At 30.4% G+C, this 16,687-nt stretch carries 16 protein-coding genes; all 16 read left to right on the plus strand.

Going from position 1 to position 16,687, the window contains the following annotated elements; all coding sequences use genetic code 11:
* Positions 1–51: 51 nt before the first annotated feature.
* The 16 genes from IPH62_16215 (at position 52) to IPH62_16290 (ending at position 16,678) form a co-directional block, all read left to right on the plus strand.
* Positions 52–867: a hypothetical protein gene (locus IPH62_16215; GenBank protein ID MBK7106820.1), complete on the plus strand. Its 816-nt coding sequence runs from the start codon at positions 52–54 to the stop codon at positions 865–867.
* Positions 857–2,812, plus strand: coding sequence for a helix-hairpin-helix domain-containing protein (locus tag IPH62_16220; protein MBK7106821.1), 1,956 nt, complete (start codon positions 857–859; stop codon positions 2,810–2,812). Before IPH62_16215 ends, IPH62_16220 begins: the two co-directional genes overlap by 11 nt.
* 90 nt (positions 2,813–2,902) lie before the next feature.
* Positions 2,903–4,081 (plus strand): isocitrate/isopropylmalate dehydrogenase family protein, encoded by a 1,179-nt coding sequence (locus tag IPH62_16225; protein MBK7106822.1) that lies wholly within the window; start codon positions 2,903–2,905, stop codon positions 4,079–4,081.
* 47 nt (positions 4,082–4,128) lie between these two features.
* Positions 4,129–4,314, plus strand: coding sequence for a four helix bundle protein (locus IPH62_16230; GenBank protein MBK7106823.1), 186 nt, complete (start codon positions 4,129–4,131; stop codon positions 4,312–4,314).
* A 101-nt stretch (positions 4,315–4,415) separates the two neighbouring features.
* Entirely contained in the window at positions 4,416–4,961 is a 546-nt protein-coding gene (locus tag IPH62_16235; protein ID MBK7106824.1) for a phosphohydrolase, read from the plus strand.
* A 45-nt stretch (positions 4,962–5,006) separates the two neighbouring features.
* Entirely contained in the window at positions 5,007–5,363 is a 357-nt protein-coding gene (locus tag IPH62_16240; GenBank protein ID MBK7106825.1) for a four helix bundle protein, read from the plus strand.
* Positions 5,364–5,411: 48 nt separating this feature from the next.
* Positions 5,412–7,382 (plus strand): homoaconitase, encoded by a 1,971-nt coding sequence (lysF, locus tag IPH62_16245; GenBank protein MBK7106826.1) that lies wholly within the window; start codon positions 5,412–5,414, stop codon positions 7,380–7,382.
* 20 nt (positions 7,383–7,402) lie between these two features.
* Positions 7,403–8,305, plus strand: coding sequence for a metallophosphoesterase (locus IPH62_16250; protein MBK7106827.1), 903 nt, complete (start codon positions 7,403–7,405; stop codon positions 8,303–8,305).
* Between the two features lie 289 nt (positions 8,306–8,594).
* Positions 8,595–10,028 (plus strand): MmgE/PrpD family protein, encoded by a 1,434-nt coding sequence (locus tag IPH62_16255; GenBank protein ID MBK7106828.1) that lies wholly within the window; start codon positions 8,595–8,597, stop codon positions 10,026–10,028.
* Positions 10,029–10,162: 134 nt separating this feature from the next.
* Positions 10,163–10,549 (plus strand): four helix bundle protein, encoded by a 387-nt coding sequence (locus tag IPH62_16260; GenBank protein MBK7106829.1) that lies wholly within the window; start codon positions 10,163–10,165, stop codon positions 10,547–10,549.
* Positions 10,550–10,606: 57 nt separating this feature from the next.
* Positions 10,607–11,824 (plus strand): HpcH/HpaI aldolase/citrate lyase family protein, encoded by a 1,218-nt coding sequence (locus IPH62_16265; GenBank protein MBK7106830.1) that lies wholly within the window; start codon positions 10,607–10,609, stop codon positions 11,822–11,824.
* Entirely contained in the window at positions 11,811–13,364 is a 1,554-nt protein-coding gene (citF, locus tag IPH62_16270) for a citrate lyase subunit alpha (GenBank protein ID MBK7106831.1), read from the plus strand. Before IPH62_16265 ends, citF begins: the two co-directional genes overlap by 14 nt.
* 15 nt (positions 13,365–13,379) lie before the next feature.
* Positions 13,380–13,685 carry a hypothetical protein gene (locus IPH62_16275; protein ID MBK7106832.1) on the plus strand — a complete coding sequence of 102 codons (306 nt, stop codon included), beginning with the start codon at positions 13,380–13,382 and terminating at the stop codon, positions 13,683–13,685.
* 9 nt (positions 13,686–13,694) lie between these two features.
* The gene (locus tag IPH62_16280) at positions 13,695–14,534 is read left to right on the plus strand and encodes a patatin-like phospholipase family protein (GenBank protein ID MBK7106833.1); all 840 of its coding nucleotides are present in this window, start codon (positions 13,695–13,697) and stop codon (positions 14,532–14,534) included.
* A gap of 248 nt (positions 14,535–14,782) precedes the next feature.
* The gene (locus IPH62_16285) at positions 14,783–15,976 is read left to right on the plus strand and encodes an efflux RND transporter periplasmic adaptor subunit (GenBank protein MBK7106834.1); all 1,194 of its coding nucleotides are present in this window, start codon (positions 14,783–14,785) and stop codon (positions 15,974–15,976) included.
* A gap of 15 nt (positions 15,977–15,991) precedes the next feature.
* Positions 15,992–16,678, plus strand: a complete 687-nt coding sequence (locus IPH62_16290; GenBank protein MBK7106835.1) for an ABC transporter ATP-binding protein — start codon at positions 15,992–15,994, stop codon at positions 16,676–16,678.
* The last annotated feature ends 9 nt before the right edge of the window (positions 16,679–16,687 follow it).

Consider the following 16,687-nt stretch of genomic DNA (forward strand, 5'->3'; position numbering starts at 1 on the left):
CTTAAAATATAAAATTTAGAAGCTAATTATTTATTTATCTTTTACACTTTGATGAATAGAATTAAGATATTATTAATTATCGTAATAATTTTTCCATTCACTAAAATTATTTATGCACAATTACAACCGGGTGCAAAACAAATTTCTCTTTCTCATTCAGATGTGGCTAATGCAAACGATGTATTTTCACTGTTTTCAAATCCGGCTGGATTATCTCAAATCAACAAAACTCAAATTGGATTTTTCTATTCTCCTTCTCCATTTGGAATAAAAGAATTGGCAAACGGATTTTTATCGATTAATCAGCCAACAAATCTAGGTAGCTTTTCAATTGGCGCAATGAATTACGGTTTTGAACTTTTTAAAGAGAATAGAATTTATTTGGGATATTCAAACAATTTTGGAAATCAATTTCTATTTGGAATTAACGCATTTTACCAAATTTTGAAGATTCAGAACTATGGGAACACAAACTTTTTCAATTTTTCTCTTGGAAGTATTTTTTTAGTTGATGATAATTTTTCAATCGGATTTACACTTCATAATATTTTGAGAAATAAAAATTATTCTTCGCTTACAACAAATTTTAGAACCGGAATTACATACAAAATTTTAGATAATGCAAAAATTCATTTGTCCGCTTTCAAAGAAATAAATTTCCCAATTTCAGTAAGCTCTGGAATTGAGTACAACATTATTAAATATTTTTCAATTCGTTTAGGAATTCAAAATAATCCAAATAATTTTTCCGGCGGATTTGGAATAAATTATTCTTACTTCAATATTGATTACGCAATTAACAACCATCCGGATTTGGGTTTAACTCATCAAGTTGGAATAATTATAAATTATTCAGATGAAAATTAAATTTCGCATAACGATTTTTATACTTTTTAATCCAATAATTTTATTCTCACAAATTGATTCGTCCGAAATTTTAGATTTAAAAATATTTGAGTTATTTGAAGATTTTTCAAGCGAAGATGACGATTTTAATTATTATGATTTATTAGAAAATTTTATTGAAAATCCAATAGATATAAATTCTGCGGATAAAAATGAATTATTGAAAATTCCATTTTTAAAATTGAATGACGCTAAATCAATTTTGAAGACGAGAAAAATGCTCAATGAATTTACTTCAATTGAAGATTTGAATTTAGTAAAAGATATTCATCCGGATATTTTAATGCTTCTAAAATTATTAGTAATTGTGAAACCAAAAAATGATAAATCTGCTAAAACTTATTTTAATAATTTTTCTTTAAGATCAAGAATCAGCAATGATTTACAGGAACGTTCCGGATTTACCGAAAATAAATTTTCCGGAAATGGATTAAAAAATTATAATAGAATTAAATTTAATTATTCAGATTTTTCTTTAGGATTTTTAACTGAAAAAGATGTCGGCGAAAAATTATTTACTGATCACTATTCCGGGTTTTTATCATACAAAAATTTAGGAATTGTTAAAGAAATTTTAGTTGGTGATTTTAATATTGAGTTTGGACAAGGCTTAGCAATTTGGAGTCCTTATTCATTTTCAAAAAGCAGCGATGCGAATAATATTATTAAGCAAGAACGCAATTTAGTTCCGCATATTTCTTCCGAAGAAAATAAATTTTTACGTGGAATTGCAATTCATTCTAAACTAAATAATTTTGAAATAAAAACTTTTTTTTCCCAGAACTACAAAGATGCTTCTATTGATGATTTTGGAAATGTAACAAATTTTAATTTTACCGGATTTCATAGAACGGAAAATGAAATCAACAATTTTGAAAATTTAAAGGAAACAACTTTTGGAGGAATAATTAATTATTTCATAAACGAAAATTTGAGTTTAGGAATTTCTCACGTAAAAAATATTTTCAATCAAAATTTATTGTTTCAAAATAATTTTGGTTTACACGGAAATAAATTTTCATTTACTTCATTCAGCTACAATCTTAATTGGGAAAATTTAATCTTCACCGGAGAACTTTCTAATAATTCAAAAACAACTGCAATCATAAATAATTTATTTTTGGATTTATCAAAATCGTTTCAAGTTTCAGCTTCATATAGAAATTATCCAAAAGAATATTACAATATTTACAGTTTTGGATTTGGCGAAAGTTCAAATACACAAAATGAAAACGGATTTTATTTCGGTGTAAAATTTAATTCGGATTTTGGAAAAATAAATTTGTATTACGATATATTTAATTTTCCATATTCAAATTCGTTGAACGGTTTTTCAGCAAACGGAAATGATTTTTTATTTAATTATGAAAATAAAATTTTACCGAATATAAAAGTTGATTTAAAATTTAAAGATGAAGTTAAAGAAATATTTATCATAGAAAATTTAGAAGAAAAAATTGACGCACAAGAAAAATTGATTTTTAGATTTACGTTGGATTATAATTTATCAAAACTAATTTTTGGCAAATCCAGATTTGAATATGTTAAATTCATTGAAGTAAAAAATATCGAAGAAGGTTATTTACTTTTTCAAGATTTAAAATTAAAAATCAAAAATAATATTTCAGTTTCAACTCGATTTATTTTCTTCCAAACAAAATCTTATAATTCCAGAATTTACGAATTTGAAAATGATATTAAAGGAGTTTTAAATAATTTAGCTTTATTTGGCGAAGGAATGAGAATATATTTTTTGATTCAATATAACCCAATTGACAATTTAGAAATTTATTTTAAATATTCAGAAACTTATAAACCAAATGAAAAAACACTAAGCTCCGGTTATTCAGAAATCATTGGAAATATTGACAATAAAATTTCCGCACAAATTTATTTTAGATTCTAAAATAAATACTTCAATTTACTTTATCTTGCTTAATAATTTTTGTCTATCTAATTTTACCTAATAAACTTAACTATTTACAGAGGATATTGAATGAGAACAATTGTATCATTGCCTGGAGACGGCATAGGAAAAACAGTTTTACCGGAATCTATTAGATTATTGGATGCAGCGGGATTTAAAGCAAATTATGTTCATGGAGATATTGGCTGGGAATTTTGGCAGAAAGAAGGAAACGCACTTCCACAAAGAACTATAGATTTATTGCAAGAACATAAAATTGGTTTGTTTGGCGCAATTACAAGTAAAGCAAAAGATGCCGCCGATGCTGAACTTGATCCTTCTCTTAAAGGAAAAGGTTACGTTTATTTTAGTCCAATTGTAAGTTTACGCCAACATTTTGATTTGGATATTTGCATTCGTCCGTGTCATTCATTTAAAGGAAATCCCCTTAATTTTATTAGAAAAGATGGTAAAGGCGGATTTGAAGAACCCTTGGTAGATACAGTAATTTTCAGACAAAATACAGAAGGAATGTACGGCGGAATTGAATGGACAAATCCTCCAAAACAAGTAAGAGATGCTTTTGAAACTCATCCTAAAATGAAAACTTTTGCAAATATTCCAAGTGAAGAAATGGCAATTTCAACAAGAATTGTTTCAAAAAAATATACTGAAAGAATTATTCGCGCGGGATTTGAATATGCAAAAAAGTTTGGTTATAAAAATGTTACAATTTGCGAAAAGCCAAATGTGCTGCGGGAAACTTCCGGAATGTTTATGAAACTTGGAAAACAAATTGCCAAAGAATTTCCGGGAATTGATTTATGGGATACAAACATTGATGCACAAATGATGTGGTTAACAAAAAATCCGGAAAATTATGGAGTTATAGTTTCTGAAAATATGTTTGGTGATATTATTAGTGACGGTTTTGCCGGTTTAATTGGCGGATTAGGTTTTGCATGCTCAGCAAATATTGGTGAAGAAGTTGCTGTATTTGAACCAACTCATGGTTCAGCTCCAAAATATCAAGAATTAAATCCAAGTATTGTAAATCCAATTGCAATGTTTTTAAGCGCATGCATGATGCTTGATCATATTGGAGAAAAAGCATTGGCATTAAAAATTAAAAAAGCAATTGCAGATGTAATTGAAGAAGGTAAAGTTAAAACTTACGATATGATGAAATTACGCGGCGGCGCAGATGTATTTTCAAAAGGAGCTTGCACAACTCAAGAAATGACTGATGCGGTAATTAAAAAATTGTAAAACGTTAAAAAGTATAGACGTTTAGACAAGAAAAGTGAAAAGAAAAAATGTTGAATCTTAGCCATAAAAATCTTACCACTTGGGAAAAAAGTTTAGAACTAGTAAAAGAAATTTATCTTTTCTGTGATAAACTTCCCGATAAAGAAAAATATATAATTATTCCTCAATTGAAAAGAGCAGCAATTTCAGTTTCATCAAACATTGAAAATGATATTTTAGAATTGAGTGATTAGGTAAATCATAATTTTGCACTAATTTCAAATTTAATTAGTTCTACTAAATAAATTTCACGTTTCGACGTCTTTACGTCTTAACGTTTTCACGGAGAAAAATAATGCGACAAAAAATAGAACAAATCTGGCCAGAAATTGAATTAATAAAAGATGAAGATATTAAAGAGAAAACATATAAATGTTGGGAATATGCAATTGAAAATTCTCCTCTTCAACCGGAAGATTTAGAAAAAATTCCTTTTAGTTTGTTGATAGATAATTGTGATATTTCATTTATGAATCATAAAAGAACAGCGGTACATCTTTCGATAGATATTGCAAAAAGAATGGAAGAAAATTTCAAGATGAAAATTAATTGGGATTATTTAATTTCTGGCGCAATATTAATAGATGTTGGAAAATTATTAGAATATGAAATTAATGATGGAAAATTGGGAACGAGTCGTGATGGAAAATTATTGCGCCATCCATTCAGCGGAGTTTCAATTGCCAATCGATTCGATTTACCTTTCGATATTCAACACATTATTGCGTATCACTCGAAAGAAGGTGATTTGGGAAAGCGAACAATAGAATCAATAATTGTTCATCATGCTGATTTTGTTAGCTTTGAGCCGTTTCAAGAAGTGAAACGTTTAAATGTATAGAAGTTGAGAAGTTAAAACGTTTAGTGAAAAAAATGAAAATAAGCAATGTTAAATCTTAGTCATAAAAATCTTACAACTTGGGAGAGAAGTTTAGAACTTGTAAAAGAGATTTATCAATTTTGCGATAGACTTCCGGATAAAGAAAAGTATATTATTATCCCTCAATTAAAACGTGCAGCAATTTCAGTTTCATCAAACATTGCAAAAGGTTATGCAAGAAAATCAAAAATTGAAACAAAGAGATTTTCAGATATTGCAAGATCATCAATAGTTGAAATTGATACTCAAATTACAATTTGTTTAAAATTAAATTATGTTATAGAATCTGATATTACTGCACTATGCGATTTTATAAATCATAACTTTGCTCTAATTTCAAAATTAATTAGTTCCATTAAATAAATTTTACGTTTCAACGCCTCAACGTTTTAACGTCTAAACGGAGTAATCATGTCACAAAATCTTGTTGAAAAAATCGTACAAAAATTTGCAGTTGGATTAGAAGAAAATCAAATAGTTCAAAGTGGAGATATTCTATCCATAAAACCTGCTTATGTAATGACGCACGATAACACCGGCGCTGTTATTCCAAAATTTAAATCTATTGGTGCAACAAAATTAGCAAATCCCCGACAAGTTGTTCACACACTTGATCATAATATTCAAGATAAATCTGAATCAAATTTGGAGAAATATAAAAAGATTGAAGATTTTTCTAAATCTGTCGGTGCAGATTTTTATCCCGCTGGAAGAGGAATTGGTCACCAAATTATGTGTGAAGAAGGTTACGCTTGGCCCGGAAATGTTGTTGTTGCTTCGGATAGTCATTCAAATATGTATGGCGGACTTGGTGTTTTGGGAACTCCGGTTGTTCGTACAGATGCAGCCGGAATTTGGGCAACCGGTAAAACTTGGTGGGAAATTCCCCCAATTGCAAAAGTTGAATTGATTGGAAAACTTAGCAAAGGTGTTGTTGGAAAAGATTTAATTATTGCACTTTGCGGTTATTTCAATAACGATGAAGTTTTAAATTTTATCATAGAATTTTCCGGTGATGGAATTAAAGAATTAAATATTGATCAACGTTTAACAATTGCAAATATGACAACCGAATGGGGTGCACTTGGCGGAGTTTTCCCTATTGATGAAATTACAATTAAATGGCTTGAAGAAAGAACTGAATTTATTAAAAATCGTGGATTAGCCGGAGTGCCTTCTGATATTGATGGAAATGGTATTCATCCAAGATTGAATAAAAAAAGAATTGATGAATTGAAAAATGAATTACCAAATAAGCATCCCGATCAAGATGCTTATTATGCAAAAGAATTAACAATTGATTTAAGCACAATTCAGCCAATGGTTTCCGGACCAAATTCTGTAAAAGTAATGAACTCAACTTCAGAGTTGAGCAAAAAGGAAATCAAAATTCATAAAGCATATTTGGTTTCTTGCGTTAACAGCAGATTGGATGATATTTCCGAAGCAGCAGAAATTTTACGCAATAAAAAAATTGCAGAAAGTGTAAAATTCTATATCGCAGCTGCATCAAGCGAAGTTCAAGCGGAAAGTGAAAAACGCGGAGATTGGCAAGCTTTAATTGAAGCCGGAGCTATTCCACTTCCACCCGGATGCGGACCTTGCATTGGACTTGGAACCGGTCTGCTTGAAGATGGCGAAGTTGGAATTTCTGCGACAAATAGAAATTTTAAAGGAAGAATGGGTTCGCCCAATGCCCAAGCCTATTTGGCTTCATCGGCGGTTGTAGCTTATTCCGCTTTAAAAGGTAAAATTGATTTTGATTGGAATGAACAAAAAGAAATCAAAGCTGAAATTAAAACAAACAAACCAAAAATTCGCGAAGCAGTAAAAGTAAAAATTATTGATGGATTTACGGAAAAAATTAATGGCAATATAATTTTCTGTCATCAAGATAATTTGAATACAGATGGAATTTATCCCGGCAAATATACTTATGTAGATGATTTCAAACCGGAAGATCAAGCTAAAGTTGCAATGGAAAATTATGATCCCGACTTTCAACAAATTGCAAAAGTTGGTGATATACTTGTCGGCGGCTATAATTTTGGGACCGGAAGTTCGCGCGAACAAGCTGCAACAGCATTGAAATATAGAGGTATTAAATTAGTAATCGTCGGTTCTGCAAGTCAAACTTATAAACGAAATGCTCTCAATAATGGTTATTTGGTTATTGAAATTCCGGAATTAGTTGATGATCTCAAAAATAAATTTAGTAACAAAAACTTAACAGTAAATACTAATTCTATTGCATATCTTGATTTTGTAAATTCAGAATTAATTTTTGAAAATAAAAAATATAATTTTGCACCAATTGGAACTGCAGCCCAAGAATTAGTTGTAACCGGTGGATTGGAAAATTGGATTAAGAAAAATTTATAAAATTTTAATAGGAATTTGTTATGAAAAATATTTTAAGAAATTTTAAATCCTCATTAATCTTTTTGCAAATATTTGTTTTATCAATTTATGTAAATGCTCAAAATGAAGAATTTACTTTTGTTTTTGCAACAGATATTCACATTCAAAAAGAAAGAAATGCCGATAAAGGTTTTACAAAGGCAATTGAAGAAATAAATAAACTAAATCCAGATTTTGTAATAACCGGCGGCGACTTGGTTATGGATGCTCTTGGAGCAAATTTTAATCGAGCCGATAGCCAATATAATCTATACAACGAAACAATAAAATTATTAAATGCTCCTCTTTTCAACACAATTGGAAATCACGAAATTTTTGGTTGGTACAAAAAAAGTAATGTTGATAGATCTCATCCTGAATTCGGCAAAAAAATGTATCAAAACAGAATTGGTAAACTTTATTATTCTTTCATTCACAAAGGTGTAAAATTTATAATACTTGATTCAATTGAAGAAGTTGCTGAGGAAAATGGATATTATGGTTTTATAAATTCCGAACAAATTGAATGGCTAAAAAAAGAACTTTCAGAAACAGAAAAAACAATGCCGATTATCATTTCTACACATATTCCACTCTACACAATGTTTGCCCAAATGGCAAATGGATCAATGGCTGCATGTGATCGCGGACTTGTAATTGAAAACTCGAAAGAAGTTTTGGAATTATTAAAAGAACATAATTTGAAATTAATTTTACAAGGTCATTTACATGTTTTTGAAGATTTAAATATAATGAACAGATTTAGAATTATTACCGGCGGAGCAGTTAGTGCAAGATGGTGGCAAGGACCAAATCAAGGAATGGAAGAAGGATTTTTAATCGTAAAAGTTAAAAAAGACAAAATTGAATCCGAATATTTTGATTACGGCTGGCAAGTAGAATAATTATAATTCTTTAAAAGTCCACTCTTGAGAGGAGATTTAGGGCTGTGTAAAAATATAGAATTAACCTCTTATAACGTGAGTGTTAGGAAATATAAAACTGACGAAAATTTATTTGTTTTATTCGATAATTATTATGTAATTTTTCATCATATTTAACGCAAATTATTGATGTTAATTAAAATCGCAAAAAGCATATTTATTTATTTACCATATCTCAACATCCCAAAGTTGTACCAAACTTACTGGCGCAATAGTTAATTTTAAAATATAATAATAAGGAATTCTTGTTATGGGAAAATCCATTTCTCGTATATTATCCGAATTTTCTATCGGATTGAAATATGAAGATTTACCGGAAAATGTTATACATGAAGTCAAAAGATATTTATATGATTCTATTGGATGTGCATATGGCGCAAAGGAAACTAAAGATGTAAATATAATTCGTGATATATATAAAAATATTGCTGGAAAAGAAGAAGCAACCGTAATTGGTTTTGGCGATAAAATGCCAGCAGTTAATGCAACTTTAATAAATTCGTTAATGATAAGAGCTTTGGACTTCAATGACATTTATTGGAAAGATGATCCTTCGCATCCTTCTGATATAATTCCCGCAGCACTTGCTGTTGGAGAACTTGTAAATGCTTCAATGAAAGATGTAGTTGTAGCAATTGTTTTAGCTTACGAATTTGAACAAAGACTATGCTTATTTGCAAAGCCCGGTGTGCGTGAAAGGAAATGGCATCATGCAACTTTAACACAATTTGTTTCTCCTATTGTAGCCGGAAAATTATTAGGATTAACAGTTGATGAAATGGTAAATGCAATTGGAATTAATGGTTCACATAATCATACTATCGGCTGCCCCACTGCCGGGAAATTAACAATGATGAAAAATACAGTTGATCCAATGGCTGTTCAATCCGGAGTTTTTGCAGCTTTAATGGCACAAAAAGGTTTCAGCGGAACTGAAAAAGTTTTCGAAGGAAAAGAAGGATTTATGGATGCATTTATAGGTTGGAATGCAAAAGATGAAAATCTAAATCCAACCGAAATGAAAGGACGCGATGGAATTTCTAAATGGAGTTGGGATGTTGATGCTTTAATTGGAAATTTGGGAAAAGATTTTAAAATTTTAGATTGCGGAATGAAGGCATTTCCAACCGAAGCTTTAACGCACACTCATATATCTTGCGCTATAAAAGTTATGACAGAAAATAATTTGAGCTATTCAGATATTGATGAAGTTAGAGTTACGGCATTTGCTCAAGCTTATGATATACTTTTTGATCCGGCAAAATATAGACCAGAATCTCGAGAAACCGCAGATCATTCACTTCCCTATTGTTTAGCTGCTGCAATTGTTGATAAAAAAATCACGACAAATTCTTTCAGTGAAGAAAAATTAAAAGACCCTAGAATTTTTGAAGTAATTGATAAAATTAAAGGTGAACCTTCAATTGAATTTGAAAAAATGTTCCCTGCAAAACAGCCATCAAAAGTGGTGATAAAAACAAAAGACGGAAAAGAATATTCTGAATATTTGGAATATCCGAAAGGGAATCCAAAAGAACCAATGACGATGGAAGATTTAGAAAATAAATTTAGTGGATTAGCTTCACCTTGGTTAAATGAAGAAAAACAAAAAGAAATAAAAAGTGTAATTTTTAATTGCGAAAATTTATCTACAAGAGAATTTATGGAGAAATTAATTGTGTAATTGTTAAATTGATGCATTGCTAAATTGCTTAATTGTTAAATGGCTAAATGGTTGTTTTAAATTTTCTTCCCATAAAATTTAATCTTTCAACAATTTAGTTATATAACAATTCAATAATAATTTAGAGAATTATAATGGAAAATGAACAAAAAAAATTCTTAAAATTAAATGATATCGAAGCATATAAAATTGCTTTCAATTTAAGTAACTATATTTGGGATATTGTAATTACTTGGGATATTTTTGCAAAGAAAACAATTGAAGAACAATATGTCGATGCAGTTGATTCTATCTCTGCAAATATTGCTGAAGGTTTTGGAAGATATTCAAAAAAGGATAAAATCAGATTTTATCGAATAAGTTTTGGTTCGGTCTTTGAATCATTGGACTGGAATCAAAAATCAATAGTGAAGAATTTATTAACTAAGGATCACAACAATTATATTTTCAATGAACTCCAAAAATTACCCAAATCAATAAATTCTTTAATTAGTTTTACGAATAATAAATTACAAATTTGATTCAAATTGCTTTTAACAATTAAGCAATTTATCAGTTTAACAATTCAAGAGAGTTTTATGCAAAAATCATTCGCCGGTCAAAAAGGACCAAAAGTTAGATCTGATTGTTACATCGAAATTGAAGAAACAAATTCCGGTGGAATTAAAATTGATCTGAAAAGTAAAGTTGATGTAATGTACGGAAGCTCAATAAAATCAATGCTTTTGGAAATGTGCAAGTATTTCAAAATTAAAAATGCAAATATTTTGTGCGAAGATTCCGGAGCTTTGCCATTTACAATTTCTGCTCGATTTGAATCTGCAATTAAAAGATTACATCCGGAAATTACCGATGAATTTTTGTTGCCGATGAATAAAAATAATTTGTATTCAACTGTAAAAGATAAATTGCGAAGAAGCCGTTTGTATCTTCCCGGAAATGAACCAAAATTTTATCCAAATGCCGGACTTCATTCCCCGGATGGAATTATTCTTGATTTAGAAGATAGCGTTTCTCCAACCGAAAAAGATTCAGCACAATTTTTGGTTCGTAATGCATTAAGAAGTATAAATTTTTATGGCGCGGAACGAATGGTAAGAATCAACCAATTGCCAAAAGGTTTGGATGATTTAAAATTTGTAATTCCACATAATGTTAATCTTATTTTAATTCCAAAATGTGAATCAACAAATGAAGTTTTAGAAACCGTGGAAATTGTAAATGAATTAAAAAGTAAAAATAAAATTTCCAACGAAATAATTTTTATGCCGATTATAGAAAGTGCGCTTGGAGTTGAAAAAGCTTTCGAAATTGCTACTGCTTCTGAAAATATTTGTGCTTTGGCTGTTGGACTTGAAGATTACACCGCCGATATTGGTACTCAACGTACAGCAGAAGGAACTGAAAGTTTTTATGCAAGAAGTCAAATTATTAATGCTGCAAAAGCTGCAAAAATTCAAGCAATTGATACAGTTTTCTCAGATATAAATGATATGGAAGGTTTACGTAAAAGTGTTCTGGAGGCTAAACAATTGGGTTTTGAAGGAAAAGGTTGCATTCATCCTAGACAAATAAAAGTTATAAATGAAGCATTTCTTCCCGAAAAAAATGAAATTGACAAAGCAAAAAAAATTGTTATAGCTTTTGATGATGCTAAATCAAAAGGGTTAGGAGTTGTATCGTTAGGAAGTAAAATGATTGATGCGCCCATTGTAAAACGTGCAGAAAAAACAATCAAACTTGCAGTTGAAAATAGTTTGTTAGATAAAAATTGGAAATCAAATGAAATTAGTTAAAAATGCTGCTGGAAGATTTGTTCCAACTAGAATAAATAAACGTGATGAAATTCCATATAAAGGAATTGGCAAATTTAGACCAAAAGGAAACAAAGCAAAACCGCCAATTAGAACTTGTATTGATTATCCAACAGATGGAAATAAATTAGTTTCAAGTTTAGAAGAAGCATTAAAAAAAGCCGGATTGAAAGACGGAATGACAATTTCCACACATCATCATTTAAGAAATGGCGATGTTCTTACAAATCAACTTTTTGATACAATTAAAAAAATGGGAATCAAAAATATTCGATGGTTTCCAAGCGCATCATTTCCATGTCATCAACATTTAATTCAATATTTGGAAGATGGCACAATTCATCACATTGAAGGAAGCATGAACGGACCTTTAGGAAAATTTACAACTGATGGAAAAATGAAAGGAATTGGAGTTCTACGATCGCATGGCGGAAGATATCAATCAATTCAAGATGGTGAAGTTCATATTGATATTGCAGTAATTGCTGCTCCAACTGCTGATCCGTTTGGGAATGCAACTGGGGATCAAGGAAAATCTGCTTGCGGACTTTTAGGTTTCGCACTCGGCGATTCGGAATATGCAGATCGTGTTATTGTGGTAACAGATAATCTTGTTCCCTTCCCTTGCATTCCTTGGCAGATTCAAGGTAACAATGTTGATTTTGTTGTGCAGACAGATTCGCTTGGAGATTCATCAAAAATTGTTTCCGGAACTACTGAAGTTACAAAAAGTCCGGATAGATTATTAATTGCTGAATATGTTGCTCAATTTTTTGAAGATGCCGGAATATTAAAAGATGGATTTTCATTTCAAGCTGGTGCCGGAGGAACAAATTTAGCATTCGCACTTTTCCTCAAAGAAAAAATGAAAGCAAAAAATATTAAGGCAAGATTTATACGCGGCGGAAGCACAAAATATTTAGTAGAAATGTTGGAAGAAGGATTAACTGATTATATTTTAGACGGACAAACTTTTGATTTGGAAGGTGTACGATCCATGCACGAAAATGCAAATCACGTAAATACGTCTCCGTTCACAAGTTATAATTATCACGGTAAAGGAAATTTTGCATCAATTTTGGATGTAGTAGTTTTAGGGGCAACTGAAGTTGATCTTAATTTTAACGCAAATGTTGTTACTCATTCCGATGGATATTTGCTTCACGGAATTGGCGGATGGCAGAATTGCCTTTTTTCAAAATGTACAATTTTAGCAATTCCTTCTTTCAGAGATCGCATTCCCGTAATTGTTGATGAAGTTACAACTTTATGCGGACCTGGAGAATTAGTTGATGTAATTGTAACCGAGCGCGGAATTGCGATAAATCCCAAAAGAAAAGATTTGATTGAAGCTGTAAAGAATACTAAATTACCTATCAAAACTATAAAAGAAATTTACAACGAAGTAAATGAAATTTGCGGCGGTATTCCGTCAAAACCAAAAGTTAACAAGAATAAAGTCGTTGCTGTTGTTAAATGGGTTGATGGAACAATATTGGATTCTGTATTTCAAAAAGTTTAGGTAAGGAAATTATGTATGGAAATTTTAATTAGAAAAACTCGTAATCGCTCAATTACTGTTTTAATTATTGCTTTTCTTGCGCTCACTTGGCAGTTTATAAATTATATGGTTGTAAAAAATTTAATTGCAGAATCGATCACAATTGATGAATTTGAAAAAGCAATGATATACGCAAGTTATATAATTTTCATACTTTTAATCTTCGCTGTAATTTTACTTGTTTATTCTGTTTTTCGAGTAAGTATAAAATATTCCTCAATTCAAAAAAAGGAAGCAGCTAAAATTTCGCAAACCGATTCTGTTCAAATCCCTAAAAATTAATTTTTGAAAATGAAGAAAATTGGAATTGCGTTTGGTTCCGGCGGAGCAAGAGGTTTAGCTCATATCTTAATGATTCAAGCATTTGAGGAATTAGGAATAAAACCTTCCATAATTTCCGGATCAAGCATTGGAGCAATTGTTGGAGCAGCTTATTCTTCGGGATTAACTTCTCACGAAATGAACGAAATAGTTTTTGATATTCTTCGCCACAAAAACAGCAGATTTTGGGAAATCCATAAAAAATCTGATATTACCAAAATGTTTAACTTGATTGATCCCGGCATTGCAATTGGCGGAATGTTAAAAGGCGATAAATTTGTTAACATAATTTCTAAAGCAATAAAAATTAATAATTTCAAAGATTTAAAAATTCCATTAAAAATTGTTGCGACAGATTACTGGGAAAAGAAACAAGTTATTTTGAGAAGAGGTGAATTAATTCACGCTGTGCGTGCAAGTTATTCATTGCCCGGTTTATTTGCTCCGGTAAATTTTGGTGAAAAATTATTAATTGATGGCGGAATGGTAAATCCGTTGCCATATGATTTAATAAAAGATAAGTGCGATATTACAATCGCGATTGACGTTTCGGCAAATAAAATTAAAACCGGCAATTATTCCCCGCCCGCTTGGGAAATTCTTTTTTCAGCTTTTCAGATTATGCAGAATTCAATTGTTACAGAAAAGTTAAAACAATCACAGCCGGATATTTTAATTAAAATAGATATACAAAATGTACGTGTTCACGAATTTTATAAAGCCGAAAATATATTTCAACAAGCAATTCCTTATAAAGATGAGTTGAAATTCAAAATTGAAAATTTGCTAAATCAACCTAAAAATATTTAGCATAATAAAAACATTTCAATTATATTTTCAATCAAAAGTCGAAAATCCTTCACAAATATAAAATATCTAAGAAAGGAATTCATTCTTTGGCAAAATTCTAATATTCACCGAGAAAAATTTATCATTTACCGAATTCATCTGAAATAATTTAAGAGTACACAATATTTTTACAATAACTTAATTTGAACCTTTGAAAAAAGTTTAAGAAGTTTCATAAACAATAATCTAGAAAATTTTTTGAGAAAATGATGGAAACACAAAAAGCTGATTTATCTTCATTAAGAATTGACAGAACAAAGAAAAATGTTAATCCGGAATTGAAAGGAAGAAACGTAAGATTTATAATTTACTCTATTTTAATAATTGCAATTTTAACCGGACTTTATATTGGCTGGAAAAATTTAACTTCTCCGGAAGTTGAAGTAAAAGTCACAACCGCAGTTTTACAGTCAAATGCTCAAAGCAGTGCCGTGCTTACCGCAAGCGGTTATGTAGTTGCTCAACGTAAAGCTGCAATTGCATCGAAAGGAACCGGAAGATTAGTTTATCTTGGAGTTGTTGAAGGAGATCAAGTAAAGACAAATCAAATTATTGCAAGATTAGAGGATAATGATATTAGAGCTCAATATGAACAAGCAAAAGCAAATTTAAAACTTAACGAAGCATCATTAAAGGAAGCTGAAAATAATTTTAATCGTGAAAAAAAATTAAACGAATCAAAATTATCAAGTGAAATGGCTTTAGATTTAGCCGAATCTAATTATTATAAAGTCTTGGCATCTATTGATGTTGCAAAAGCTACATTGCTTGCAGCAGAAGTTGCAATGGAAAATACAATAATCCGCGCTCCATTTGATGGAACTGTTTTAAGTAAAAATGCAGATGTCGGAGAAATAGTTGCTCCTTTTGCTGCAAGTGTAAATTCAAAATCTGCTGTTGTAACAATTGCTGATATGACTTCACTTCAAGTAGAAGCAGATGTTAGTGAATCTAATATTGAAAAAATTGAACCAAACCAAGAATGTCAAATTACAATTGATGCCTATCCAAATTTTAATTATGCGGGATACGTTGCTAAAATTGTACCCACTGCAGATAGAGGAAAAGCAACTGTTATGGTTAAAGTTGGATTCAAAAATTATGATAGAAAAGTTCTACCGGAAATGAGTGCAAAAGTTTTATTCTTGCGTGAAGCAATGCAAAATGAAATTGTTGAAGAAAAACCAAGTTTGGTAATTCTTAAATCAGCAATGAGAAATGAGAATGATCAAAATGTAGTTTTTAAAATAAAAGATAATAAAGCATACAAGGTAAACGTTAATACTGGTAAGGATTTTAACGAATTTATAGAAATTTTAAGCGGTGTAGAAGTTGGTGAAGAAATCATTGATAATCTCAATGAAAATATTAAGGAAGGAATAAAAGTAAAAATTAATAAATAAGTTTGAGAGGAAATTATGTCAGATATCATTGAAGTAAAAAAATTATCTAAATCTTATTGGAGAAACAGTTTAGAAATTCCCGTGTTAAATGAACTTTCCTTAAATGTTAAAGAAGGAGAATTTTTAGCACTTATGGGTCCTTCCGGCTCCGGTAAAACTACTTTGTTAAATATAATTGCCGGAATTGATAGACCAACAAACGGAAGTGTAACTGTTGCGAATACTGATATTGCAAAACTAAGTGAATCGGCTTTGGCAAAATGGCGATCTTCAAATGTTGGATTTATTTTTCAATTCTATAATTTAATTCCTGTTTTAACAGCTTTTGAAAATGTTGAACTTCCATTGCTTCTAACAAAACTTTCCAAAGCGGAAAGAAAGAAACATGTGGAAACTGCTCTTACAATTGTGGGACTTGGCGATAGAATTCATCATTATCCAAAACAACTTTCCGGCGGTCAAGAACAGCGTGTTGCTATTGCACGTGCAATAGTTACGGATCCTTCACTTCTTGTTGCAGATGAACCAACTGGTGATCTTGATAAAAATTCCGCAAATGAAATTTTAATTTTGATGGATCGATTAAACAAAGAATTCAATAAAACAATTGTGATGGTAACACATGACCCGCATGCTGCAGAAAAAGCAAAAAGATTATTGCATCTTGAAAAAGGTGAATTATCCTCAAACGAAAAAAATTAGTGAGGGATT

The sequence above is a fragment of the Ignavibacteriota bacterium genome, assembly GCA_016708125.1.
Taxonomy (GTDB): domain Bacteria; phylum Bacteroidota; class Ignavibacteria; order Ignavibacteriales; family Melioribacteraceae.

Bases quoted from the DNA above. Each gene is read 5' to 3' on its own strand.
- IPH62_16215 (MBK7106820.1), top strand. From the start codon at position 52: ATGAATAGAATTAAGATATTATTAATTATCGTAATAATTTTTCCATTC.
- IPH62_16220 (MBK7106821.1), top strand. From the start codon at position 857: ATGAAAATTAAATTTCGCATAACGATTTTTATACTTTTTAATCCAATA.
- IPH62_16225 (MBK7106822.1), top strand. From the start codon at position 2,903: ATGAGAACAATTGTATCATTGCCTGGAGACGGCATAGGAAAAACAGTT.
- IPH62_16230 (MBK7106823.1), top strand. From the start codon at position 4,129: ATGTTGAATCTTAGCCATAAAAATCTTACCACTTGGGAAAAAAGTTTA.
- IPH62_16235 (MBK7106824.1), top strand. From the start codon at position 4,416: ATGCGACAAAAAATAGAACAAATCTGGCCAGAAATTGAATTAATAAAA.
- IPH62_16240 (MBK7106825.1), top strand. From the start codon at position 5,007: ATGTTAAATCTTAGTCATAAAAATCTTACAACTTGGGAGAGAAGTTTA.
- lysF (MBK7106826.1), top strand. From the start codon at position 5,412: ATGTCACAAAATCTTGTTGAAAAAATCGTACAAAAATTTGCAGTTGGA.
- IPH62_16250 (MBK7106827.1), top strand. From the start codon at position 7,403: ATGAAAAATATTTTAAGAAATTTTAAATCCTCATTAATCTTTTTGCAA.
- IPH62_16255 (MBK7106828.1), top strand. From the start codon at position 8,595: ATGGGAAAATCCATTTCTCGTATATTATCCGAATTTTCTATCGGATTG.
- IPH62_16260 (MBK7106829.1), top strand. From the start codon at position 10,163: ATGGAAAATGAACAAAAAAAATTCTTAAAATTAAATGATATCGAAGCA.
- IPH62_16265 (MBK7106830.1), top strand. From the start codon at position 10,607: ATGCAAAAATCATTCGCCGGTCAAAAAGGACCAAAAGTTAGATCTGAT.
- citF (MBK7106831.1), top strand. From the start codon at position 11,811: ATGAAATTAGTTAAAAATGCTGCTGGAAGATTTGTTCCAACTAGAATA.
- IPH62_16275 (MBK7106832.1), top strand. From the start codon at position 13,380: ATGGAAATTTTAATTAGAAAAACTCGTAATCGCTCAATTACTGTTTTA.
- IPH62_16280 (MBK7106833.1), top strand. From the start codon at position 13,695: ATGAAGAAAATTGGAATTGCGTTTGGTTCCGGCGGAGCAAGAGGTTTA.
- IPH62_16285 (MBK7106834.1), top strand. From the start codon at position 14,783: ATGGAAACACAAAAAGCTGATTTATCTTCATTAAGAATTGACAGAACA.
- IPH62_16290 (MBK7106835.1), top strand. From the start codon at position 15,992: ATGTCAGATATCATTGAAGTAAAAAAATTATCTAAATCTTATTGGAGA.